21 protein-coding genes are annotated in these 23913 nt (G+C 72.5%); 8 read left to right on the forward strand and 13 right to left on the reverse strand.

What is annotated here, in order from left to right; genetic code table 11:
- Window positions 1-6 precede the first annotated feature (6 nt).
- Window positions 7-864 carry a type I methionyl aminopeptidase gene (gene map / locus ACWCXX_RS01920; protein ID WP_356932681.1) on the reverse strand — a complete coding sequence of 286 codons (858 nt, stop codon included), beginning with the start codon at window positions 862-864 and terminating at the stop codon, window positions 7-9.
- A 57-nt stretch (window positions 865-921) separates the two neighbouring features.
- On the opposite strand from map, the gene ACWCXX_RS01925 reads away from it, so the two are divergent.
- Complete coding sequence (locus ACWCXX_RS01925; protein ID WP_451123236.1) at window positions 922-1152, forward strand: hypothetical protein; 231 nt, start codon at window positions 922-924, stop codon at window positions 1150-1152.
- A gap of 68 nt (window positions 1153-1220) precedes the next feature.
- Here the strand turns inward: ACWCXX_RS01925 and ACWCXX_RS01930 are convergent, their stop codons facing one another.
- The gene (locus tag ACWCXX_RS01930; protein ID WP_451123238.1) at window positions 1221-2573 is read right to left on the reverse strand and encodes an MFS transporter; all 1353 of its coding nucleotides are present in this window, start codon (window positions 2571-2573) and stop codon (window positions 1221-1223) included.
- A gap of 174 nt (window positions 2574-2747) precedes the next feature.
- A complete protein-coding gene (locus ACWCXX_RS01935; RefSeq protein ID WP_451123240.1) occupies window positions 2748-3350 on the reverse strand; it encodes a hypothetical protein in 603 nt (200 codons plus the stop codon).
- A 140-nt stretch (window positions 3351-3490) separates the two neighbouring features.
- Between ACWCXX_RS01935 and npdG the strand changes: the two genes are divergently transcribed.
- The gene (gene npdG / locus ACWCXX_RS01940; protein WP_451123242.1) at window positions 3491-4198 is read left to right on the forward strand and encodes an NADPH-dependent F420 reductase; all 708 of its coding nucleotides are present in this window, start codon (window positions 3491-3493) and stop codon (window positions 4196-4198) included.
- 133 nt (window positions 4199-4331) lie between these two features.
- Window positions 4332-4523 carry a hypothetical protein gene (locus tag ACWCXX_RS01945; protein ID WP_451123244.1) on the forward strand — a complete coding sequence of 64 codons (192 nt, stop codon included), beginning with the start codon at window positions 4332-4334 and terminating at the stop codon, window positions 4521-4523.
- 40 nt (window positions 4524-4563) lie between these two features.
- Here the strand turns inward: ACWCXX_RS01945 and ACWCXX_RS01950 are convergent, their stop codons facing one another.
- Window positions 4564-5370: a site-2 protease family protein gene (locus ACWCXX_RS01950; RefSeq protein ID WP_451123246.1), complete on the reverse strand. Its 807-nt coding sequence runs from the start codon at window positions 5368-5370 to the stop codon at window positions 4564-4566.
- A 285-nt stretch (window positions 5371-5655) separates the two neighbouring features.
- Here ACWCXX_RS01950 and ACWCXX_RS01955 point away from each other — a divergent pair, with 285 nt between their 5' ends.
- Complete coding sequence (locus ACWCXX_RS01955) at window positions 5656-8985, forward strand: ATP-binding protein (protein WP_451123248.1); 3330 nt, start codon at window positions 5656-5658, stop codon at window positions 8983-8985.
- Window positions 8986-9094: 109 nt separating this feature from the next.
- Here the strand turns inward: ACWCXX_RS01955 and ACWCXX_RS01960 are convergent, their stop codons facing one another.
- The 3 genes from ACWCXX_RS01960 to panB form a co-directional block, all read right to left on the reverse strand.
- Window positions 9095-9943, reverse strand: coding sequence for an ABC transporter permease (locus ACWCXX_RS01960; RefSeq protein ID WP_451123249.1), 849 nt, complete (start codon window positions 9941-9943; stop codon window positions 9095-9097).
- Entirely contained in the window at window positions 9940-10962 is a 1023-nt protein-coding gene (locus tag ACWCXX_RS01965) for an ATP-binding cassette domain-containing protein (protein WP_451123251.1), read from the reverse strand. Before ACWCXX_RS01965 ends, ACWCXX_RS01960 begins: the two co-directional genes overlap by 4 nt.
- 229 nt (window positions 10963-11191) lie before the next feature.
- Entirely contained in the window at window positions 11192-12079 is an 888-nt protein-coding gene (gene panB, locus ACWCXX_RS01970; RefSeq protein WP_451123253.1) for a 3-methyl-2-oxobutanoate hydroxymethyltransferase, read from the reverse strand.
- 192 nt (window positions 12080-12271) lie between these two features.
- On the opposite strand from panB, the gene ACWCXX_RS01975 reads away from it, so the two are divergent.
- The 3 genes from ACWCXX_RS01975 to ACWCXX_RS01985 all read left to right on the forward strand — a co-directional run bounded on the left by ACWCXX_RS01975 (window position 12272) and on the right by ACWCXX_RS01985 (window position 15939).
- Window positions 12272-13888, forward strand: a complete 1617-nt coding sequence (locus tag ACWCXX_RS01975) for an MFS transporter (protein WP_451123255.1) — start codon at window positions 12272-12274, stop codon at window positions 13886-13888.
- A gap of 145 nt (window positions 13889-14033) precedes the next feature.
- Window positions 14034-14678, forward strand: a complete 645-nt coding sequence (locus tag ACWCXX_RS01980; protein ID WP_451123257.1) for a TetR/AcrR family transcriptional regulator — start codon at window positions 14034-14036, stop codon at window positions 14676-14678.
- 226 nt (window positions 14679-14904) lie between these two features.
- On the forward strand, window positions 14905-15939 hold the full coding sequence (locus ACWCXX_RS01985) for an endonuclease/exonuclease/phosphatase family protein (protein WP_451123259.1): 1035 nt from the start codon (window positions 14905-14907) through the stop codon (window positions 15937-15939).
- 84 nt (window positions 15940-16023) lie between these two features.
- Here ACWCXX_RS01985 and ACWCXX_RS01990 read toward each other — a convergent pair whose 3' ends face one another.
- From ACWCXX_RS01990 to ACWCXX_RS02015, 6 genes are all read right to left on the reverse strand, one after another.
- Window positions 16024-17778: an NAD+ synthase gene (locus ACWCXX_RS01990; RefSeq protein ID WP_451123261.1), complete on the reverse strand. Its 1755-nt coding sequence runs from the start codon at window positions 17776-17778 to the stop codon at window positions 16024-16026.
- Window positions 17779-17870: 92 nt separating this feature from the next.
- Window positions 17871-19559: a multicopper oxidase family protein gene (locus ACWCXX_RS01995; RefSeq protein ID WP_451123263.1), complete on the reverse strand. Its 1689-nt coding sequence runs from the start codon at window positions 19557-19559 to the stop codon at window positions 17871-17873.
- Window positions 19560-19652: 93 nt separating this feature from the next.
- Window positions 19653-19823, reverse strand: coding sequence for a hypothetical protein (locus ACWCXX_RS02000; RefSeq protein WP_451123265.1), 171 nt, complete (start codon window positions 19821-19823; stop codon window positions 19653-19655).
- 186 nt (window positions 19824-20009) lie between these two features.
- On the reverse strand, window positions 20010-20435 hold the full coding sequence (locus ACWCXX_RS02005; protein WP_451123267.1) for a CBS domain-containing protein: 426 nt from the start codon (window positions 20433-20435) through the stop codon (window positions 20010-20012).
- Between the two features lie 284 nt (window positions 20436-20719).
- The gene (locus tag ACWCXX_RS02010) at window positions 20720-21403 is read right to left on the reverse strand and encodes a DUF305 domain-containing protein (RefSeq protein ID WP_451123269.1); all 684 of its coding nucleotides are present in this window, start codon (window positions 21401-21403) and stop codon (window positions 20720-20722) included.
- A 47-nt stretch (window positions 21404-21450) separates the two neighbouring features.
- On the reverse strand, window positions 21451-22140 hold the full coding sequence (locus ACWCXX_RS02015) for a DUF3105 domain-containing protein (protein ID WP_451123271.1): 690 nt from the start codon (window positions 22138-22140) through the stop codon (window positions 21451-21453).
- A 241-nt stretch (window positions 22141-22381) separates the two neighbouring features.
- On the opposite strand from ACWCXX_RS02015, the gene glnA reads away from it, so the two are divergent.
- Window positions 22382-23743 (forward strand): type I glutamate--ammonia ligase, encoded by a 1362-nt coding sequence (gene glnA, locus ACWCXX_RS02020; protein WP_451123273.1) that lies wholly within the window; start codon window positions 22382-22384, stop codon window positions 23741-23743.
- Window positions 23744-23913: the final 170 nt, after the last annotated feature.

Here is a 23913-nt window from a genome sequence, read left to right on the forward strand (position 1 = left end):
GGCCGGTTACGGGAGCGTCAGGATCTCGGCGCCCGTGTCCGTCACCACCAGCGTGTGCTCGAACTGGGCGGTGCGCTTGCGGTCCTTCGTCACGACGGTCCAGCCGTCGTCCCACATGTCGTAGTCGTGGGTGCCCAGCGTCAGCATCGGCTCGATGGTGAACGTCATCCCCGGCTTCATCACCGTGGTCGCGTGCGGGCTGTCGTAGTGCGGGATGATCAGGCCGGAGTGGAACGAGGAATTGATCCCGTGCCCGGTGAAGTCCCGCACCACGCCGTACCCGAAGCGCTTCGCGTACGACTCGATGACCCGTCCGATCACATTGACCTGCCGCCCCGGCCGGACCGCCTTGATCGCCCGGTTCAGCGCCTCCCGGGTGCGTTCCACGAGCAGCCGGGACTCCTCGTCCACGTCGCCGCAGAGGTACGTGGCGTTGTTGTCGCCGTGCACGCCGTTGATGTACGCCGTCACGTCGAGGTTAACGATGTCGCCGTCGCGCAGCACCGTGGAGTCCGGGATGCCGTGGCAGATCACCTCGTTCAGCGAGGAGCAGAGCGACTTGGGGAAGCCCCGGTAGCCGAGCGTCGACGGATAGGCTCCGTGGTCGCACATGAACTCGTGGGCGACCCGGTCGAGTTCGTCCGTCGTGACGCCCGGTGCGATGTGCTTCGCGGCCTCCTCCATCGCCTGCGCGGCGATCCGGCCCGCGATGCGCATGCGCTCGACGGTGTCGGCGTCCTGGACCTCCGGACCGGTGTACGGGGTCGGGGCCGGCTTGCCCACGTACTCGGGGCGCCGGATGTTTCCGGGAACGGATCGGATGGGAGTGATCTCCCCGGGTACGAGCAGCGACTGGCCAGACATGTCAGCGAGTCTAACCAGCGTGCTTGGGGCAGCATGGCCCCGAGGGAAGGAGCCGTGATGGCCCTGTTCAAGAAGCGCACCACGGGCAAGCCCGGCGAGTGGTTCTACTGCCTGCAGCACCAGAAGGTCGAGGAGGGCCCCGAGTGCCCGGCCAAGGACCGTTTCGGGCCGTACGCCACCCGCCAGGAGGCGCAGCACGCGATGGACACCGCGCGGGAACGGAACCTGGAGTGGGAGAACGACCCCAAGTGGCACGACCGGGACGCCCCCACGGACCCGGAGGCGTGAGGAGCCCCCGGAGCGGCTCCGGCCCCGACTCCGGGGCCGGCCCCGCCGGGGCCCGGTGCCCTCGTCGCTCACGCGCCGGAGGCACCGGCCTCCGCGGCCCCCGTGGGCCGTTCCGCCTGTTCCGCCTCGCGCTGCGCCCGCCTGCGCACCGCGTCCTCGTCGGTCTCGGAGTCGTACGTGAGCAGCTTGGGAAGCGCCGCGGCGAGCAGCGCGACCGAGGCCACGCAGGCCACGCCCCCGCTCCAGATCGCCGCCCTGGTCCCCGTCCAGCCCGCCATCGCACCGGCCCGCACCTGACCCAGCTGCGGACCGACGCTGTACGAGAGCACCTCGATGCCCGCCAGCCGGCCCCGCAGTTCCTCCGGGATGGTCTGGTTCCAGATCGTGGAGCGACCGAGCCCGCTGAGCATGTCGCCCGCGCCCGCCACCGCCAGGCAGGCCAGCACCAGCCACACGTTGCCGAACCACCCGGCCCCCGCGATCGCCAGCCCCCAGACCGCGGCCCCGAACACCACGAACAGCCCGTGCCGCCGCACCCGTGACGTCCAGCCGCTGGTCAGCCCCAGCACCAGCGACCCGACCGAATCCGCGGCGTACATCAGGCCCAGCGACCAGTCGGCGTTCAGGTCGTCCGCCAGGAACGGGAAGATCGCGTTCGGGAAGGCGAAGAACATCGCGGCCATGTCGACCGCGTACGTCCCCAGCAGCACCGGCCGGCTCCAGGCGTACTTCGCGCCCTCCACGATGCCGCGCAGCGACGGCTTCGCGTTGTCCCGGGCGGGCGGCGCGGGCGTCAGGCGCAGGCACAGGAGCACGGAGCCGGCGAAGGTGGCCACCGTGACCGTGTACGCCGTGGCGTGCCCGGCGTAGGCGACCACCAGCCCCGCCACCGCCGGGCCGGTGATCGCACCGAACTGCCAGCGCAGCGAGTTCAGCGCGGCGGCCGCGGTCAGCTGCTCGTGCGGCACGATCCGGGCCATCAGGGAGTCCAGCGCGGGCCGTTGGAGCCCGGAGAGCGCGGAGACTCCGGCCGCGACCACGTACAGCGGCCAGAGCAACGGACTCGGCAGCGCCGCGTTCACCAGGAGCACCAGGGCGAGCAGGCCGAGCCCCGCCTCGGTGCCCAGGATCACCTTGCGGCGGTCCACGGCGTCCGCGAGCGCCCCGCCGTACAGGCCGAAGACGACCAGGGGCACCAGCTCGACCGCCCCCATCGCGCCGACCGCCAGCGGGGAACCCGTCAGTTCCTTGATCTGGAGCGGCAGCGCGATCAGCGCCATGAAACTGCCGAAGTACGTCACCAGGCCCTGGATCCACAGCAGCCGGAAGTCGGCGGAGGAACGCAGGGGCGTGAGGTCGGGCAGCAGGGCGAGGAGCCGGGCGGCCGGAGACGCGGCGGCGGGGGGCGGGGCAGAGGTCACGAGGGGCCATGCTCCGGCCCGGCGGTCACGCGGTGCAACCACTTTTCGCGGCGGGCGGCGGACGGCGGGCGACCAGGGACACGGCGGCGGGGGCGGATGGCGGTCAGGGGCCGAGGGCCGGGGGAACCGGGGACCGGAGGGCGGTTCCGTCGGCGGCGGTCCCCGGTCCGCGCCTCACCAGCGGGGCGGGGGAGGCGCCGTCAGCTGGTCGGCGAGACGGGACAGCCGGTCCCGGAAGCCGCGCCGGCCGCGCGGCGCGGGCGCGCTGTTCTCCCCGGCCGCCGCGCTCACCAGATGCTGCACGGTGTCCAGGTCGATGTCGTCGGCGCCGGTCACCGCGAGCGTCTCGTGGGCCAGCCCCCGGACCTCCGGGTCGCCGTCGCCCAGCGAGAGCACCGTGGCCCCGGCGCGCCGCGCGTCGTGCACCCGCTCCAGCAGCCCCTCGCCGGGCCGCTCGGGGGCCACCAGGAGCAGCGTCTCGCCCCGCCCCGCCGCCTCGATCCGGCCCAGGCCGACCGCCAGATGCGCCGGGCTGCCCGGCTCCACCCGGTGGCGCACCAGGGTGGGGACCAGCTCCGGCAGCCCGGACCAGGTGGACTCGTCGACCAGATGGGCCGCCAGGTGCCACGGCTCGTACTCCGCCGTCCCCACCAGCAGCAGCCCGCCGCCGTGCGGGACGACGGACGACCTCAGCGCCCCGGCGAACCTCCGGGTCGCGGCGGGCCACTCGGTCCCGGCGAGCACTTCGCGCAGCAGGGCGACACGTACGGCATCCATGGCCCGGCATCATGCCCCAGCACCCCCGCCGGGCACCGGCGAACGGCTCTCGATCAGCCGAACGGGGGTCCGAGGGCGGCGGAGGCCCGGGGCCGAACGACGCAGCGTGCCGCCCCGTGGCGGGCAGTAATGTCGGAGCCATGACTACGAATGACAGTGGCAGTGCCAAGCCCCCCGCCAAGGACCCCTGGGACCTCCCCGACGTCTCCGGGCTGACCGTCGGCGTGCTCGGCGGCACCGGACCGCAGGGGCGTGGGCTGGCCTACCGGTTCGCCCGCGCCGGACAGAAGGTGATCATCGGCTCCCGGGCCGCCGACCGCGCCCGGACCGCCGCCGAGGAGCTGGGCCACGGCGTCGAGGGCGCGGACAACGCGGAGTGCGCCCGCCGCAGCGACATCGTGATCGTCGCCGTGCCGTGGGACGGCCATGCCAAGACCCTGGAGTCGCTGCGCGAGGAACTCGCGGGCAAGATCGTCGTCGACTGCGTCAACCCGCTCGGCTTCGACAAGAAGGGCGCCTACGCCCTGAAGCCCGAGGAGGGCAGCGCCGCCGAGCAGGCCGCCGCCCTGCTGCCGGAGTCCCGCGTCACCGCCGCCTTCCACCACCTCTCGGCGGTGCTGCTCCAGGACGAGGCCGTCGAGGAGATCGACACCGACGTGCTGGTGCTGGGCGAGGCCCGCGCCGACGCCGAGACCGTCCAGGCACTGGCGGGCCGCATCCCCGGCATGCGCGGCATCTACGCCGGGCGGCTGCGCAACGCCCACCAGGTCGAGTCGCTGGTCGCCAACCTGATCTCGGTCAACCGCCGCTACAAGGCACACGCCGGGCTCCGCGTCACCGACATCTGAGCCGCGACGGCATCGACGTCCGAGCCTCGGCAGCCGAGCCGCGACCGTCCCGGGCCGCCCCTGCGACGGGCGGAACGGGGCATGGGGGACACTGGACGGGACCCGTGCACCACCCGGACAGGAGCCGTCCCCCATGCCCCGTCTCGCTCTCTACGCCCTCATCGTCTGCGTCCTGGCCGTCGCCGCGGCGGTGATCTCCTTCGTCCAGGGCCGCTGGCTCGGGATCGTCTGGGTGCTGATGGCCGGGCTCTCCTCCAACATGGCGTGGTTCTACCTGCGTCGGCATCGGGCCCAGGCCGAGCAGCCCGCCCAGTCCGCCGGCTGAGCATCCGCACAGCAGTCCGCCGGCTGAGCACCGGCCCCGCTCAGGGGGCCGTCGCGCAGGCCGGGTACTCCTCGTTCCAGTTCGCCCAGAACCGGTAGGCGGCCCGCCCGCACTCCGTGCCGAGCCGGTCCACCCCCAGCGACTCCAGCAGGTCGTGGACCGCGCCGAAGAAGACCTCGTTGATCCCCGGGACCCACAGCAGGGCGAACACCGCGAGCAGCCCGAACTGCGCGAACGGCTCCGCCCGGCGGCGGACCCGGTAGGGCAGCCAGGGCTCGATCACCCCGTACCCGTCCAGCCCCGGCACCGGCAGGAAGTTCAGGATCGCCGCGGTGACCTGGAGCAGGGCCAGGAACGCCAGCGCGTACCGGAACTCCCGCGGCACACCGCCCAGCGCGTGCAGCCAGAACGGCGCCGTGCACACGAGCGCGAACAGCACGTTCGTCAGCGGACCCGCCGCCGAGACCAGGCTGTGCTTCCAGCGGCCGTGGATCCGGCCCCGCTCGATGAAGACCGCCCCGCCGGGCAGACCGAAACCACCCATGATCACGAACAGCACCGGCAGCACGATGCTGAGCAGCGCGTGCGTGTAGCGGAGCGGGTCGAGCGTGAGGTAGCCCTTCGCGGCGACGGAGGTGTCCCCGCTGTGCAGCGCGGTGCGGGCGTGCGCGTACTCGTGCAGGCAGAGCGAGACCACCCACGCCGCCGTGACGAAGACGAAGACCGCGAGCCCGTAGGGATGTCCGGTGCCCGTCCACACCGCCCAGCCCGCTGCCGCCGCCACGGCGACGATGCCGAGGAAGACCGGGCTGATCCGCCGGTCCCTGCGGGCTGCTGAGGTGCTCATCGGCGGACTCCTGAAGGAGAGTACGGAAGAAGGGAAGGGGGGGCGGGCCGGTACGGGTGCGGGCGGCGGGCCCGACCGACCGTACATGCGGCACGTCGCGGACGTCTCGTGAACGCCCCGTGCCGGGCCGACGCGTCCCGGCCTCCCGGAACCGCCGGTTCGGCCCCTTCCGGCCCCTGCCGCCCCTTTCCCGCCTCCTCTTTCCACCCCCTTTTCACCCCTTTCCAGCCTCCCCTTTTCCGCCCGGCCCGGCCCTTCCCGGCACCGGTCGCGGAGAATGGGCGGGTGCGCTACTGCATCCTCGGTACCAGCCGGGCACTTCGCGACGACGGCACGGCCGTCGCCATCGGCGGGGCACGGCTGCGCGCCCTGCTCGCCGCCCTCGCGCTGCGTCCCGGCCGCACCGTCCCGGCCGCCGTGCTCGTCGACGAGGTGTGGGACGGTGATCCGCCCGCCGACGCGGTGGGCGCCCTCCAGGCGCTCGTCGGACGGCTCCGGCGGGCCGTCGGCCACGCGGCGGTCACCTCCGCGGAGAACGGCTACCGGCTGGCCGCCGAGCCGGACGCGATCGACCTCCACCGCTTCGAACGGCTCGCGGGGGAGGGCGCACGGGCCCTGGCCGAGGGGGACGCGGCGAAGGCCCTGAGCACCCTCGACGAGGCACTCGCCCTGTGGCGCGGCCCGGTCCTGGCCGACCTGCCCGACCGGCGCGCCGCCGAGGCCCGCTGGGAGGCCCGCCGCCTGGACGCCCGGCGCGGCAGGCTCGGCGCCGCCCTCGCGCTCGGCCGCGCCGACGAGACCCTGCCCGAACTCGTCGCCCTGTGCGCCGAGCACCCCCTCGACGAACCCCTCCAGGCGCTGCGGCTGCGGGCCCTGCGCGACGCCGGACGCACGGCACAGGCACTGGCCGCCTACGACGAGGTGCGCACCCTGCTCGCCGACCGGCTCGGCACCGACCCCGGCCCCGAACTGCGGTCGCTGCACGCCGAGTTGCTCCGCCAGGAACCGGCGCCCCGGCCCGCCCCGGAACCCCCGGACCGGCCCGCCCGCACCGGGGCCCCCACCGCGTGGCCGGGAAACCTCCGGGCCAGGCTCACCAGTTTCGTCGGGCGCGAGGACGACATCGAGGCCCTGCGCCACGACCTCTCGCACGCCAGACTGGTCACCCTCCTGGGCCCCGGCGGCGCGGGCAAGACCCGGCTCTCCCAGGAGGCCGCCGAATCCGTCGCGGACGCCTGGCCGGACGGCGTCTGGCTGGCCGAACTCGCCCCCCTCGACGACCCCGAGGCCGTACCGGAAGCCGTACTGAGCGCGCTCGGAGCCCGCGAGACCGTGCTGCGCGGCGCGGGCGCCGAAGGGCTGAGGGCCGCCGAACGCAACCAGGGAACCCCTCTCGTACGCCTCACCGAGCACTGCTCCCGGCGCCGCATGCTGCTGCTCCTGGACAACTGCGAACACCTCGTCGGGGCCGCCGCCGTCCTCGCCGACCACCTGCTCGCCCACTGCCCGCAGCTGACGGTGCTCGCGACCAGCCGGGAACCCCTGGGCGTTCCGGGCGAACTGGTCCGCCCCGTCGACCCGTTGCCCGACCCGATGGCGCTGCGCCTGCTCGCCGACCGGGGCGCCGCGGCCCGGCCAGGCTTCCGGACCGACACGGACCCCGGCACCGAGGCCGCCGCCGCCGAGATCTGCCGACGCCTCGACGGGCTGCCGCTCGCCATCGAACTCGCCGCCGCCCGGCTGCGGATGCTCACCCCGCGCCAGATCGCCGACCGGCTCGACGACCGGTTCCGGCTGCTCACCAACGGGGCCCGCACCGTACTGCCCCGGCAACAGACCCTGCGCGCCGTCGTCGACTGGTCCTGGGACCTCCTGGACGAGCCCGAACGCGCCGTGCTGCGCCGCCTGTCGGTCTTCGCCGGCGGCTGCACCCTGGCCGCGGCCGAGGAGGTCTGCGCGGACGGGCCGAAGGACACGCGCGAGGTCGCCGGGCTGCTCGGCTCGCTCGTCGACAAGTCCCTCGTCGTCGCCACGCCCGCCGCGGACGGCGAGATGCGCTACCGGCTGCTGGAGACCGTGGGCGAGTACGCCGCCGAACGGCTCGACGAGGCGGCCGAACGGGACGCCGTGGAGCGGCGCCACCTGGTGCACTTCCGGGAGCTGGCCCGTACCACCGATCCCCGACTGCGCGGCGCCGGACAGCAGTCCGCGATCGACCTCCTCCAGCGCGAGCAGGAGAACCTCCGCACCGCCCTGCGCCGCGCCGTCGCCGCCCGCGACGAACAGGAGGCCCTCTGCCTGGTGCTCTCACTGGCCTGGTACTGGCAGATACGCGACCTGTGCGCCGACGCGCTCCACTGGGCCGCCGCGGTCGCCGCGCTGGGACCCGACCCCTTCGCCCCGCCCGCCCGGCCCGCCCCCTCCCTCCACGAGCGCTGCACCGACGCGCCGCCGCCCATGAACGCCGAACTGCTCCAGGAGGCGCGGCGCCAGGTGGCCCTGGTGCAGCTGCTCAGCGCGGACCACACCAAGGAGACGTGGCACGACGAGAAGGGCAGGGCCCGGCTGCGCGTCATCGCGAAGACCTACCGGGCGGGCCAGCCGCAGACCTGCCGCGTCCCGGCATCGCTCTGGTTCTTCGCGGTCATGCTCACCGGCGAGCCGGACGACCTGCGGGGGCTGCTGAGCGAGGCGGTCCGGACCTGCCGCGAGCTCGGCTACGAGTGGGAGCTGGCCGGAGCGCTCCACATGCGGGCCAACGTCCTGGCCAACCGGCCCGAATGGGCGGCCGAGGCGCGGGCGGACGCCGACGAGAGCCTGGAGATCTTCGGCCGGCTCGGCGACGACTGGGGCGCGGCCGAGGCGCTCTCCTCCAGGGGCGAGGCCGGTGAACGGCTGGGCGAGTACGCGCAGGCGGCCGAGGACTTCCGGGCCGCCGTCGACCACGCGCGCAGGCTCGGCGCCCGGACCCAGGTGGCGGTGCTGCGCACCCGGTACGCGTCCGCGCTCACCGAACTGGGCCGCGGCGCGGAGGGCGAGGCGATCCTGCGGGAGGTGCTCGCCGAGGGAGGGCGGATCGGGCGCGAGGCGATGCCCGCCGCCCGCCTCTACCTCGCCCTGTGGCTGGGCCGCAGCGGCCGTACCGACGAGGCGCGCGAGCAGATGAACGCGGCACGCGAGGAGTTCCACTCCGAAACGGCGGTGGCCTTCGACGGGTTCGTCCTGGGCGGCCTGGCCTGGCTGGACAACCAGGACGGGCGGTACGCCGACGCCCTGCGCCGGGTCCTGACCGCGCTGGACCGGTCCCGCGACCCGCTGACCCGGATGATGGCGCCGCAGATGCCCGTCATCCAGCTCGTCACCCTGGCACGGGCCCTGGTCGGGCTCGGCGGTGAGCGGCGGGCCCTGAGCGCGGCCCGTCTGCTCGGCGCCGGCCGGGCCCTGCTGCCCCGGGGCCACGTGCCGACGGCGATGGAGCGGGAGGACTGGGACCGGACGGAACGCGGCGCCGTCGCCGTCCTCGGCCGGGCTGCCTACGAGGCCGCGTACGCCGAGGGCGACGGCCTCACCATGGAGGAGGCCGCCGCCCTGGGGGACGAGTACCGGGAACGGTGAGGCGCGGCCCGGTCGGGAGAGTCCCGGCCGAGGAAGCGCGGTCCGGTCGGGAGGGCCCCGGCCGGGGAGGAGCGGCCCGGTCGCGAAGCGGAGGTTCCCCGGACCTTCCTCAGACCTTCCCGCGGAACCTGGCCACCGCGAGCGGCGCCGCCACCGCGGTGATCACCGCGGCCCAGCCGAGCGTCACCCACACCGAGTGGGCGACCGGCCCGCCCATCATCAGGCCGCGCGTCGCGTCCGCCAGGTTGGACAGCGGGTTGTACTCGGTGAAGGCCCGGAGCCAGCCCGGCATCGTCTCGGTCGGGGCGAAGATCGAGGAACCGAACTGGAGCGGCATCAGCACGAGCATCCCCGTTCCCTGGACCGCCTGGGACGTCTTCATGGACAGCCCGAGCAGGATGAAGATCCACATGATGGCGGCGCCGAACACCGCCGACAGCGCGACCGCCCCGATCAGCCCGAGCACCGATTCCCGGAGCTCCATGCCGAGCACGAAGCCCATGACCAGCAGGATCACGGTGGCCACCGTCATCCGGCCCAGCTCGACCACGATCTTCGCGACGAGCACCGAGGAACGGGCGATCGGCATCGTCCGGAACCGGTCCATGACCCCCTTGCGGAAGTCGTCGTTGACACCGGTGCCGACCGCCGAGGCGATGTTCACGCCCATCATCGACATCAGCCCCGGAACCAGGTAGTTCAGATACTCCTCCCGGCCGCCGCCCATGCTGCCGCCGACCGAGCCGCCGAACACGTACACGAACAGCAGGACGAAGACGACGGGCATCAGGAGGGCGTCGAACATCGACTCCGGATCCTTCTTGATCTGGAGCAGATTGCGCCGCACCAGCGCACCGATGTGGCGCAGGTTGCCGCGCAGCCCGATCCGGTCCTCGTCGCGGACCGTCCTTGCCGGGGCCGGACCGACGGGAGCGGGGGACAGAGTCGCCGTGCTCATGCCGCGACCTCCTCGGGAATCGTGCCGGCGGCGGAAACGCTCTTCTCGCCGGTGATGGCCAGGAACACCTCGTCCAGGCTGGGCAGCGCGGTGGCGACGTGCGCCAGCGGGAAGCCCCGGGCGCCCAGCAGGCCGACGACGGAGGTCAGTTGCTCGTCGCTGAGGACCGGCACGTGCAGCAGCCCCTCGTCCGGGACCACCCGCGCGCCCGCGGCCCCGTCCAGCCCCGCCTCCCGGACCGACCGGGCCATGGCGGGCAGGTGCGCCGGGTCCGCGGGCCGGATCTGCAGGGTGCGCCCGCCGACCCGGGTCTTCAGCTCGTCCACCCCGCCGCGGGCGATGACCCTGCCCCGGTCGATGACGGTCAGTTCGTCGGCGAGCTGCTCGGCCTCCTCCATGTACTGGGTGGTGAGCAGCACGGTCGCCCCCTCCGCGACCATCCGCCGCACCTCGGCCCAGACCTCGTTGCGGGTGCGGGGGTCGAGCCCCGTCGTCGGCTCGTCCAGGTACAGGACGGCCGGGCGGCCGATCATCGAGGCGGCCAGGTCGAGCCGGCGCCGCATGCCGCCGGAGTAGTCCATCGCGGCGCGTCCGGCCGCGTCGGTGAGCGAGAACCGTTCGAGCAGTTCGTCGGCCCGGGACCGGGCCTCCTTGCGCGACAGGTCGAGCAGCCGCCCGATCATGTAGAGGTTCTCCCGGCCGGAGAGCTTCTCGTCGACCGAGGCGTACTGCCCGGTCAGACCGATGGTGCGGCGCAGCTGCCGGGGCTGGCGCACCACGTCGAAGCCCGCCACGACGGCGCGACCCGCGTCGGGCCGGATCAGGGTGGACAGGCAGCGCACGAGCGTGGTCTTGCCCGCGCCGTTGGGGCCGAGCACGCCGAGCACGGTGCCCTCGCGCACGTCGAGGTCCACACCGTCCAGCGCCCTGGTCGAGCCGTAGTGCTTGACCAGCCCCCGGACCTCGACGGCGTTCGGGCCGCTCCTGGGGTTCTTGTCGATTCGCGTCATGCCGACCATGGCACCAGCCGTCGCCGACAGCCCGCCGACAGCAGGCCGACAGCCCGCCGATGGGGGATGTCGGCGGGCTGTCGGTGGTGCGGGAAATGGTCTTGTTCCCGGCCCCTTCGCAGGTCAGGGGGTGGGCCGCGCCTGCGGGCGGTCCGGCCCGGGACCCGTGCGGGCGTCCGGCAGGACTTTCCGGACCCGGACCACTGGGCGGAACACGGCCCAGTGGTCCGGGTGCGGCCTAGTGGAAGGTGTGCTCGGCGGCCGGGAAGGCGCCGCCCACGACCTCCTCCGCGAACTCCTTCGCCGCGTCGCCCAGCACCTTGCGCAGGTTCGCGTACTGCTTGGTGAACCGCGGCACCTTGCCCCCGGTCAGCCCGACCATGTCCGTGTGGACCAGCACCTGGGCGTCCGTGTCGGGACCGGCCCCGATGCCGATGGTCGGGATGTGCAGGATGCGGGTGATCTCGGCGGCCAGCTCGGCCGGCACCAGCTCCAGGACGACGGCGAACGCGCCCGCGTCCTGCACGGCCTTGGCGTCGCGCAGCAGCTGCTGCGCGGCCTCCTCGCCACGGCCCTGCACCCGGTAGCCCATCGCGTTGACGGACTGCGGGGTCAGGCCGATGTGGGCCATGACCGGGATGCCCGCGTCGACCAGCAGCCGGATCTGCTCGTGGCTGCGCTCGCCGCCCTCCAGCTTGACCGCGCCGACCCCGGAATCCTTGATCAGCCGGGTCGCGTTGCGCAGGGCCTGGACGGGGCCCTCCTGGTACGAACCGAAGGGCAGGTCCGCGACGATCAGGGCGCGCCGGGTGCCCCGTACGACAGCGGCGGAGAGGATCGCGATCTCGTCCATCGTGACGGGCACGGTGGTCTCGTAGCCGAGGTGGCAGTTGCCCATGGAGTCGCCGACGAGCATGACCGGGATGCCGGCCTCGTCGAAGACGGACGCGGTCATCGCGTCGTAGGCGGTGAGCATGGGCCACTTCTCGCCGCGCCCGGTGGCGGCGGCGATGTCGTGGACGGTGATGCGGCGGGTGCTCTTTCCTCCGTACAGCGCCTTGCTGCTGTCGGTGGAGGCTCCCGCGGGGGTGTTCGCGGACTGGTTCCGCGCAGCCTGAAGCGACATTGCTGTGGGCTCCTTCGTCATCTCGAGGCGCCCTCACGGCGTCCCCGGACCGGTTCCATGGTGGCATCCCGTGCCCCTCCGCGGGAAGTGGGACAGCGTGTGCGGGCACCCGGCACGGCCGGAAAGAACTCCTGTTCGTAAAGACTTTCCAATACGAGACGGTCTCGTATCGTAACGGGATAGGCTCCTGGCATGTCGATACCGTCCGGCGCTCGCACCGCCGTACCCCAGGTCCCGGAGGCGGTCCACCGCCGCCGTTGGGCGATCCTCGTCGTTCTGATGTTCAGCCTGCTCATCGTGGTGCTGGACAACTCGATCCTGAACGTCGCGGTCAAGACCATCGCCAGCCCCGCACCCACCGGACTGGGGGCCACCCAGAGCGAGCTGGAGTGGGCGATCAACTCCTACACGCTCGTGTTCGCCGGACTCCTCTTCACCGCGGGCCTGCTCGGCGACCGCATCGGCCGCAAGAAGGTGCTGCTCTTCGGCATCCTGCTCTTCGGCATCGGCTCCGCCCTGGCCGCCCTGTCGGGCTCGCCGAACGAACTGATCACCTGGCGCGCCCTGATGGGCTTCGGCGCCGCCTTCGTCATGCCCGCCACGCTCGCGGTGCTGATGAACGTCTTCGAGCGCGACGAACAGCCCCGGGCCATCGGGATATGGGCCGGCAGTGTCGGACTCGCCATCGCGATCGGCCCGATCACCGGCGGACTGCTGCTCGAACACTTCTGGTGGGGCTCGATCTTCCTGGTCAACGTGCCCGTGGTGATCGTGGCGCTGATCGCGATGGTGCTGCTGGTGCCGGACTCCAAGGACCCGAAGCCGGGCCGGATCGACCCGATCGGTGTGCTGCTCTCCATCGTCGGGCTGGTCCTGCTGGTGTACGGCATCATCCGCGGCGGCGAGCTCGCCGACTTCACCGACGTCACCGTGCTCCTGCCGATCGTCGGCGGTCTGCTCGTCCTGGCCGGGTTCGTCTGGCACGAGAAGCGCAGCACCCACCCGGCCATCGACATCTCGTACTTCAAGAAGCCGTCGTTCTCCGCGGCCGTCGCCGCCATAGCGCTGGTCTTCTTCGCGCTGATGGGAGTGACCTTCTTCTCCGCGTTCTACATGCAGAGCGTGCGCGGCTGGAGCGCGCTGGACTCGGGCCTGATGCTGCTGCCGCTGGCCGCCGCCCAGATGGTCTTCGCACCGCGTGCCCGGCTGTTCGTCGACCGCTTCGGCGCCCGTGCCGTGTGCACCGTCGGCATGCTGCTGGTCGCGATCGGACTCGCGTCGTTCGCGCTGTTCGACGAGAACACGCCGGTCTGGGTGCTGTGCGTGCTCCTCTTCGTGCAGGGCACGGGCATGGCGCATGTGATGACGCCGGTCACGGTCTCCGTGATGCAGGCGCTGCCCCGCGAGAAGGCCGGTTCCGGCTCGGCGGTGAACAACACGTTCCGGCAGGTCGGCGGGGCGCTCGGGGTCGCGGTGCTCGGCTCGGTGCTGTCCACCGTCTACCGGGGCGACATCGAGGGACACCTCGGCGTGCTCCCGGCCGGTCTGCGGGATGCGGCGGGGGAGTCGATCGAGGCGACGCTCGGCATCGCGGACCGGATGGGCCCGGCGGGCGCCCCGCTGATCGACGCGGCGAACGACGCGTTCCTGAAGGCCATGCACATCACCGCCATCGGCTCGGCGGCCATCGCCCTGGTGGGCACCCTCGTGGTGGCCCTGTTCCTGCCGGGGAAGCCGCCCGCGGGACAGGCCCCCGACGGTTCCGGGAAGGGCGGGCGGCCGGTGCGCGCGGCGGGGGCGGGCCGGTGAGGGAGACGGCCCCCGAGGGCTGAGACGAGGACGCCGTCCCCCGGGACCCGGGCGACCCCGGTTCCCGAGGGCGGCCGACAGGAGCGCCGCCCCCGTCGGCGAGAATCGGACGGCGGTCGGACGGTGCGGTGAGAGGTGGATCGACGTGCGGATACAGGGAGAGGACCGGGGCAGCCCCTCGCGGAAGGGCCCGGAACCCCGACGGGGCCGGCCGCGCAGCGCGGCGGCCGAGCGGGCGATCCTGGACGCCGTCGCCGGACTGCTGGAGGCGGGCGAACCGCTCGCCGGCCTGTCCATCGAGCGGATAGCCCGGACCGCCGGCGTGGGCAAGGCGACGATCTACCGACGGTGGAGCGACAAGGAAGAGCTCTTCGTCGACGTCCTGCGCGACATCGAGCCACCGGAACCCGTCGTCTCCGGCACCGCCGGGCTCGCCGACCTGCGGCTGCTGCTGGAGTCGATCCGCGAGCGCGGCCTGGCCGAACGCTCCTCGGTCCTGCTGCACAACATCTTCGCGCAGATGAAGAGCCACCCCAGGCTGTGGGCGGAGTACCACTGCACCGTCATCGTGCCGCGCCGCGACGCCATGCTGGCCGCGGTGCGGCGTGCGATCGACGCCGGGGAGCTCCGCGCCGACCTGGACGTGGAACTGGTGAACGACCTGTTCCTGGGACCCATGCTCGTACGCACCGTCCACCGGCCCGACGCGCCGCTGCCCGAGGACCTCACGGACCGCATCGTCCGGCTCCTGGTCGAAGGACTGGCACCCCGCCCGCCCGCCGGGGACTGAGCCGTGCCCGCCCGCCGGGGACCGAGCCACGCCCGCCGTCCTTGCTCCGTTCGAGTGTGATCGTTGTGTCACAAGCCCCGGGCGGAGCCCGCCCGGCCGGAACCCGCCGGACCCCGCCCTTCGTCCTCATGGCAGTACGGCCGTCGCGGACGGCGGGGAACACGCCGTCCATCGCCTAGGGTCGTGGGCGCGGCGACATGCAGGGCAAGTCAGTGAGGACAGCGCGATGGTGCAGGCGTACGGAGCGGACACCGGGAACGACCGTGCGGAACCGGAGCCGGAGCGCGACGGACCGGGAGCGCGGCTGCGGGCCCTGCGCGACAGGCTGAGCGGCGACCGGGGCATCTGGCGGCGCGGCATCGTCCTCGCCCTGTGCTCGGTCCTGCTCACCCTCGTGATGGCCCTCCACTCCGAGATCCCGAACACCATCGGCAACCTGGGCAGCCTCTCCGAGACGTTCCTGCCGTGGTGCGCCGTCTTCGTGCCGCTGCTGCTGGTCCTGGCCCTGGTGCGCCGCTCGGCGACCGCGCTGATCGCCCTCCTGCTGCCGGTCGTGGTCTGGCTCAACGCCTTCGGCGGCCTGCTCACCGACAAGTCGGGCAGCGGCGGCGACCTCACCGTGGCCACCCACAACGTCAACGCCGACAACCCCGACCCCGCGGGCACCGCCCGGCACGTCGCGAGCTCCGGCGCCGACGTCATCGCCCTGCAGGAACTGCCGAGCGGCAAGGTGGCGGCGTACGAGGAGGCGCTCGCCGAGCGCTTCCCGTACCACTCGGTGCAGGGGACCGTCGGCCTGTGGAGCAAGTACCCGGTGAGCGCCACCCGCCCCGTCGACATCAAGATGGGCTGGACCCGGGCGATGCGCTCCACCGTCACGACACCGAAGGGGGCGGTCGCCGTCTACGTGGCCCACCTGCCGTCCGTACGGGTCAAGCTGCACGCCGGATTCACCGCCAACCAGCGCGACAACAGCGTCGACGCCCTGGGCGAGGCCATCTCCCACGAATCACTCGACAAGGTGATCCTGCTCGGCGACCTCAACGGCACGATGAACGACCGCGCGCTGAACGCGGTCACCGCCCAGATGCGGTCCACCCAGGGCGCCGCCGGTGACGGCTTCGGCTTCAGCTGGCCGGCCTCGTTCCCGATGGCGCGGATCGACCAGATCCTGGTGAAGGACATCGAACCGGTGTCGTCCTGGACGCTCGCCAGGACGGACAGCGACCACCTGCCGATCGCGGCCCGAGTACGGCTGTGACACCGGGGCGCGGCCTGGACACGGCGGAGCCGGGGCGCCCGCAGGCGCCCCGGCTCCTGGTCCGTCCGCCGGTGTCCCGGCCGCTCAGCGCGACTCGCGCCACCGGTTGGTGATCGGCAGGCGACGGTCCTTGCCGAAGCCCTTCGGGGAGATCTTCGTGCCCGGCGGGTACTGCCGCCGCTTGTACTCCGCGGTGTCCACCATCCGCAGGGTCTTCGCCACCAGCTCCTCGTCGAACCCGGCCGCGACGATCTCGGCCAGCCCCCGGTCCCGGTCGACGTACAGCTCCAGGATCCGGTCCAGCACGTCGTAGTCGGGCAGCGAGTCCGTGTCCACCTGGTCCGGGCGCAGCTCGGCGCTGGGCGGCTTGGTGATGGACGCCTCCGGGATCGGCGGGACCTGCCCGCGCTCCTCCGCGGCCCGGTTGCGCCACTTCGCGAGGCGGAAGACCGAGGTCTTGTAGACGTCCTTGATCGGGCCGTACGCCCCGACCGCATCGCCGTACAGCGTCGAGTAGCCGACCGCCAGCTCGGACTTGTTGCCCGGCGCGAGGACGATCTGGCCCTCCTGGTTGGAGACGGCCATCAGCATCGTGCCGCGCAGCCGCGCCTGGAGGTTCTCCTCGGCCAGGCCGGTGAGCCCCAGCGAGCCCATGTACGCGTCGAACATCGGCTCGATCGGCACGGTGCGGAAGTTCAGCCCGGTGCGGCGGGCCAGTTCGGCCGCGTCGCCCCTGGAGTGGTCCGAGGAGTACTTCGACGGCATCGAGATGCCGTACACGTTCTGCGCGCCCAGCGCGTCGCAGGCGATCGCGGCGACCAGCGCCGAGTCGATCCCGCCGGAGAGCCCTATCAGCACACTGCTGAAACCGTTCTTGGCGGCGTACGCGCGCAGGCCCACGACCAGCGCCGAGTACAGCTCCTCGTCGTCGTCCAGCCGCTCGGCGTACCCTCCGGCCAGCTCCGCCCCGTACGCCGGGAGGGGGTCCTCGGAGAGCACCACGCGGTCGATCCGCAGCCCGTCGTTCACGACGCCGGACGGCGGCTCGGCGGAGGCGGCCGGCAGGTCCAGGTCGAGGACGACACTGCCCTCGGCGAACTGCGGGGCGCGGGCGATCACTTCGCCGTCCCGGTCGACGACGATCGAGTCGCCGTCGAAGACCAGCTCGTCCTGGCCGCCGATCATCGCCAGGTACGCGGTGGTGCAGCCGGCCTCCTGGGCCCGCTTGCGGACCAGTTCGAGACGGGTGTCGTCCTTGTCCCGCTCGTACGGCGAGGCGTTGATCGACAGCAGCAGCCCGGCCCCGGCGGCGCGCGCCGCCGGCACCCGCCCGCCGTCCTGCCAGAGGTCCTCGCAGATCGCGAGCGCCACGTCGACGCCGTGGACCCGCACGACCGGCATCGAGTCGCCCGGCACGAAGTACCGGAACTCGTCGAAGACGCCGTAGTTGGGGAGGTGGTGCTTGGCGAAGGTCAGCACGACCTCCCCGCGGTGCAGCACCGCGGCGGCGTTCTGCGGGGAACCGGCGGGCTGGCCGTACCGGGGCTGGGCCGTCTCGGAACGGTCCAGGTAGCCGACGACGACCGGCAGCTCCCCGAAGCCCTCCTCGGCGAGCCGGACGGCGAGCGCGCGCAGCGCCCGGCGCGAGGCATCGACGAAGGACGGGCGCAGGGCCAGGTCCTCGACGGGGTAGCCGGTCAGCATCATCTCGGGGAACGCCACCAGATGGGCGCCCTGTTCGGCGGAGTGCCGGGTCCAGCGGACGACCGCCTCGGCGTTTCCGGCGAGATCACCGACGGTCGAGTCGATCTGATTCAGTGCGAGGCGTAGTTGAGGCACGCGCACCAGTGTAATCGTCTGATTGACGCGATGTCCCGGCGGGCCGCGGAACCCGGGCCCGCGGCCCGCCGGGACACGGGGAGGCGGGCCGGTCAGCGGCGGTAGCCGAGGACCGTCATCATGCCCACGTCCGAGTGGTAGATGTTGTGGCAATGGAGCATCCACAGCCCCGGGTTGGTCGCGTCGAACTCCACGGCCAGGGAGTTGTTCGGCCGGATGATCGCGGTGTCCTTGCGCGCCCAGGAGGCCCGGCCGCGCCGGGTGGCCCGGTGGTTCGGCCCCGCCGGTCCCACGAGACCGAACGAGTGCCCGTGCAGATGGATGGGGTGCCACATCTCCGTGACGTTGAAGAACTCCAGCCTGACCCGCTCGCCCGCCTTCACCGGGTGGCGCCGCTTCGGGTCGTACGGCTCGTGGTCGAAGGCCCAGTCGTACTTCGCCATGCTGCCGGTCAACCTGAACCGGATGGTCCGGTCGGGCTCGCGCGAGGACAGCGTCACGGACTCGTCCGGAGCCAGGTCGTACGCCTGCACCAGCTTCCCGTACAGCTCCTCGGGCCGTACGGACGCGGTGGGGGCCGTGCCCTTCCCGGTACGGAGCAGGGCCAGCGCCGACGCACCCTTGCCCTCGGCGAGCGCGGTCAGCGGGAACACCCCGTCCTTGGCGGTGACCAGCACGTCGTACCGCTCGCCCATGCCCAGCAGCAGGGCGTCCGTCGTGGTGTGCCGGACCGGGTAGCCGTCGGTGTGGGTGACCGTCATCCGGTGGCCGCCGAGCGCGACGCGGAACGCGGTGTCGCCGCCCGCGTTGATGATGCGCAGCCGGATCCGGTCGCCGGGCCTGGCGGTGAAGGCGGTGGGGGACCTCGGGATGCGGCCGTTGATCAGGTAGTGCGGGTAGTCGACGTCGCCCCCGTGACTGCCCAGCAGTTTGCTGTAGGAGCCCCGCTTCAGCCGGGAGGGACCGGAGCGGCGCTCGGCGGCCTCGGGCCCCATCGCCCCCTTGGCCCCCTTGGCGGCGTCGGCGGCCGAGCCGTGGCTGCCGCCGCCGTGGTCCATGCCGCCCCTGCCCCCGCTCAGTTCGTCGAGCACCGAGTCCGGGGTCGAGCCGTCCACCCCGTCGACCCAGTCGTCGAGGACGACGACCCACTCCTTGTCGTACGCGAGCGGCTCCTTCGGGTCGTCGACGATCAGCGGCGCGTACAGCCCGCGGTCCTGCTGGACGCCCGTGTGCGGGTGGAACCAGTACGTGCCCGCGTGCGGCACGGTGAACCGGTAGGGGAACTCGGCGCCGACCTTGATGGGCGGCTGGGTCAGGTCGGGCACGCCGTCCATGTCGTTGCGCACGTTGAGGCCGTGCCAGTGCAGCGAGGTGTCGTGCGGGAGGTGGTTGGCGAGGGTGAGGGCCAGGGTGTCGCCCTTGGTGACCCGGAGTTCCTTGCCGGGCAGCCGGGCCTCGTACGCCCAGGAGCCGACGACGAGGCCGCCCAGGTCGAGCCGGGACGGGGTGGCGACGAGATCGACCTTCCGTACGGGGCCGGAGCCCCGCGCGGCCTCGGCCTTCGCGACCTCCTCCCCGCCGGGGGAGACGTACTCGCCCTTGGACTTCCTGCCGGGGGAGGCCCCGTGGTTCACGCTGCCGTGGCTCGTGTCACCGGCGTTCGCGCCGGCGGTCTTCCTGCCGCCGGCGGCGCCGTCGCCGGAACAGGCGGTCAGCACTGCTGCGCCGGCGGTGGCGACAGCGGCGCCGAGCACGGCGCGTCGGGTGGGGGGAGTGCGCATGACGAGAGTGCACCTCGGGGTGTTGTCGGTATTCCGGTCTGCTGGGGGAGGGGCGGCATCCCCTTGCCACGGGGCAGAGGGGGAGGCGCCCCTCTATATGCGCAGCACCGACAACGGGGCGGGACGGACCGGGGCCGGGCGGGGCACCGGACCGGCCACCGGAGTGAACCGCGCCGGGACGCGCCCGAGGAGGTGGGCGATCCCGATGAGCAGCGAGACGAACAGGGACAACTGTCCGTATGTCGCACATTTACTCAGGGTCATGACGAGCACCCTACCCCCGCCGGGTATCCCTCGCTCGCGGAGCGGCGCGGAAGCGTGCGGAAACGTATCGCCCCAATGGTTCCGGACCTGATGGGGCGGGTGATGGGCGGACATCGGAACGGCCCGTCACCCCTCGTCCGAGGGGTGACGGGCAGTCGTCGGGTCAGGCGTTCGAGGGAGTGCCGGTCAGCCGCGCGCGTAGACCTTCTCCACCCAGCCGGCGATCTGCTCGTCGCTGAGGTGCCGCGCCAGGTCGGCCTCGCTGATCATGCCGATCAGCATCTTGTTCTCGACCACCGGGAGCCGGCGGATCCGGTGGGTCTCCATCTCCTCCAGGACCTTTTCCACCCCGGCCTCCGCATCGATCCAGCGGGGGGTGCCCTGGGCGAGGTCGCCCGCGGTCATCTTCGACGGATCGTGGCCCATCGCCACGCAGCCGATCACGATGTCGCGGTCCGTGAGGATGCCGATCATCCGGTCCTGCTCGCCGTGGGCCGAGATGGGCAGCGCACCGACCTTGTGGTCACGCATCAGCTGCGCGGCCCGGTCGAGCGTCTCGTGCGCGGGGATCCACGTGGCCCCGGTGTGCATGATGTCCTTGGCGGTGGTCATGAGGGCTTCCTCCTGAGTGCCGTGGGCATGCTGTACGACCCCGAGTGATTCCATCGTCATACGCCCGTTCGGAGTACGCGACCGCTCACACCTGTTCGAGTGCGCAACCCGCCGTCGGCGCCGGACGCGTGCGCGGTCCGGCATCGGGCGGCCCCGGTACCGGGCGTGTGTGCGGCCCCGGCGGCGGGTGCGTGCGGCCCGCCGCCGGACGCGAATGGAGCCCGCCGCCGGACGCGAAGAAGTCCGGTGGCGGTCGCCAATGGGGTCCGGCGGCGGGGAGTTCCTCAGGACCGGGGCTTCGCCCCTCGCGCCTTCAGCATGTCGGCCATCGCGTCCAGCTCGGACTGCTGGGCGGCGACCATTCCACGGGCGAGCCGCTGCTCCGCCTTCACCGTGCACAGCCGGGCGCAGCCGCGGGCCATGTCGACGCCGCCCTTGTGGTGGTCGGTCATCAGCTGGAGGTACAGGACCTCGGCCGCCCTGCCGCTCGCCGCGCGGAGCCGGGCCAGCTCGGCCCTGGTGGCCATGCCGGGCATGAGCGCTCCGTCGTGGCCCCGGTGGCCGGTCTCCGCGCCTTCGGCCCCGTCGGTGCCCGCCGCGCCGTCCATCGCGTGGCCCTCGTGTCCGCCCGCCATCCAGCCCATCGGCTCCTGCCCGGCCGCCGCCTTCGGCAGCTCCCACAGGTCCAGCCAGCCGAGCAGCATGCCCCGCTGGTTGGCCTGCGTGTTGGCGATGTCGTACGCGAGTCGGCGCACCTCCTCGTCCCGCGTGCGGTCGCGCACGACGAAGGACATCTCCACGGCCTGCTGGTGGTGGACCGCCATGTCCCAGGCGAAACCGGCGTCCGCCGAGTCCACGGCGGGCGTGCCCGGCGCGTCGGCGGCGGCGTGGTGCGCCGGGTGTTCCGCCCCGTCGTCCCGCGCGGCGGCGACCGTCGCCGCCCCCGCGCACGCCAGGGCGAGTGCCACGGCGGACCCCACCGCCCACCGGACGCGCCGTCCGCGCCGTGCGGCGGTCACGACGCCCCCAGCCCGCCCGAGCACGTGGCACCGGGCTCGGGAGTCTGCGGCCCCTGCACGAATTCCGCGAAGAACCGGTCGACCCGCGGATCGTCGGCGCCGTCCACCGTCACCTGGTTGCCCCAGGCGCTCAGCATGATCGTCCCGCTCTGGCCCTCGTACGGGCTCATCAGCGAGTACGGCGTCCTGTTGACCCGCTCGGCGAGCTTCGCCACGTCGGCGTCCGACGCCCTGTCGGTGTACGTCACCCAGACGGAGCCGTGCTCCAGCGAGTGCACGGCGTTCACGTCGGGGATCGCCTTCTCGTACACCTCGCCGTCGCAGTTCATCCAGACGGGGTTGTGGTCACCCCCGACCGGGGGCTTCATCGGGTACGTGACGGGGGTGGTGACGTGGTTGCGGGTCAGCTTCTCCGCGTCCCACGTCCGCAGCCCCTCGATCGAGCCGTCGCCCGGCTTCCCCCGCTGCTCCGCGGGCGCCTTGGCGTCCCCGGCCGCGGCGTCCTGCGTCCGCGCCTGCTTCTGCTCCGACGCCTCGGACGTGTTCAGCACCAGGTACGAGCCGAAGCCGACCAGGCCCGCGACGACGAGCACGCTCAGCCCTATGGCCAGGGCGCGGTCGCGACGCTGCCGCGCGCGGTGGGCGTCGTGCGGCTGCTGCGGATGGGGCCCGGGAGCGAAGCTCATGGCGTCAGGTCCTTCTGGGAAGGGAGCGGGGGGCTGTCGATCATGAGGAACGGGCACGTGCGGAACCGTTGCGAAGCCGCTCCGCCCCGTGCGTGCCACGGCCGCCGATCGTAGTGGGTGGCCGGGTGCTCCCTCCCGCTCCGTGTGCGTAATCTGGGTGAAATCCCGGGTCGTGATACTGGAGTTCCCCCCTTACCCCGGGCGGTGGTGCACGGACCGTCTGAACTGCAAGGATGTGGCTATGGACAAGCAGCAGGAATTCGTCCTCAGGACGCTTGAGGAGCGCGACATCCGCTTCGTACGGCTGTGGTTCACCGATGTCCTCGGCTACCTCAAGTCCGTCGCCGTCGCCCCCGCCGAGCTGGAGCAGGCGTTCGACGAGGGCATCGGTTTCGACGGCTCGGCCATCGAGGGCTTCGCCCGGGTGTACGAGTCCGACATGATCGCCAAGCCGGACCCGGGGACGTTCCAGATCCTGCCCTGGCGCGCGGAGGCCCCCGGCACGGCACGGATGTTCTGCGACATCCTCATGCCGGACGGCTCGCCGTCCTTCGCCGATCCGCGCTACGTCCTCAAGCGCATCCTCGCCAAGACCTCCGACCTGGGCTTCACCTTCTACACCCACCCGGAGATCGAGTTCTTCCTGCTGAAGGACAAGCCGGTCGACGGCAGCCGTCCCACCCCCGCCGACAGCTCCGGCTACTTCGACCACACCCCGCAGAACGTCGGCATGGACTTCCGCCGCCAGGCGATCACCATGCTCGAATCCATGGGCATCTCGGTCGAGTTCAGCCACCACGAGGGCGCCCCCGGCCAGCAGGAGATCGACCTGCGGTACGCGGACGCGCTCTCCACCGCGGACAACATCATGACCTTCCGCCTGGTGATGAAGCAGGTCGCGCTGGAGCAGGGCGTGCAGGCGACGTTCATGCCGAAGCCGTTCTCCGAGTACCCCGGCTCGGGCATGCACACCCACCTCTCCCTCTTCGAAGGCGACCGCAACGCCTTCTACGAGTCGGGCGCCGAGTACCAACTGTCCAAGGTGGGCCGCTCGTTCATCGCCGGTCTGCTCACCCACGCGGCGGAGATCTCCGCCGTCACCAACCAGTGGGTCAACTCCTACAAGCGCATCTGGGGCGGCTCCTCCCGCGCCGCGGGCGCCGGCGGCGAGGCCCCCTCGTACATCTGCTGGGGCCACAACAACCGCTCCGCCCTCATCCGCGTCCCGATGTACAAGCCCGGCAAGACCGGCTCCTCCCGGGTCGAGGTCCGCTCCATCGACTCCGGCGCCAACCCCTACCTGACGTATGCGGTGCTCCTGGCCGCGGGCCTCAAGGGCATCGAGGGAAGCTACGAGCTCCCGGCCGGCGCCGACGACGACGTCTGGGCCCTGTCCGACGCGGAACGCCGCGCGATGGGCATCGAGCCGCTGCCGCAGAACCTGGGCGAGGCGATCTCGCTGATGGAGAAGAGCGAACTGGTGGCCGAGACGCTGGGAGAACACGTCTTCGACTTCTTCCTGCGCAACAAGAAGCAGGAGTGGGAGGAGTACCGCAGCGAGGTCACCGCCTTCGAGCTGAAGAACCTGCTGCCGGTGCTGTGAGCGGGGCCGGTCCCGCCCGGCGGACGTGAACGGCTTCGGGCCGACGGTACGGACGACCGTCGGCCCGAAGCCGTTCTTCATGCCCCCGCACCGGCGCATGCAAACGAGTGCGCGAAAGGTGAATCCGATGCGGAGCAAAGGGAGTTGAAAGACTGGTAGGAAAGTTTACT

Source organism: Streptomyces sp. NPDC001732 (assembly GCF_053596315.1).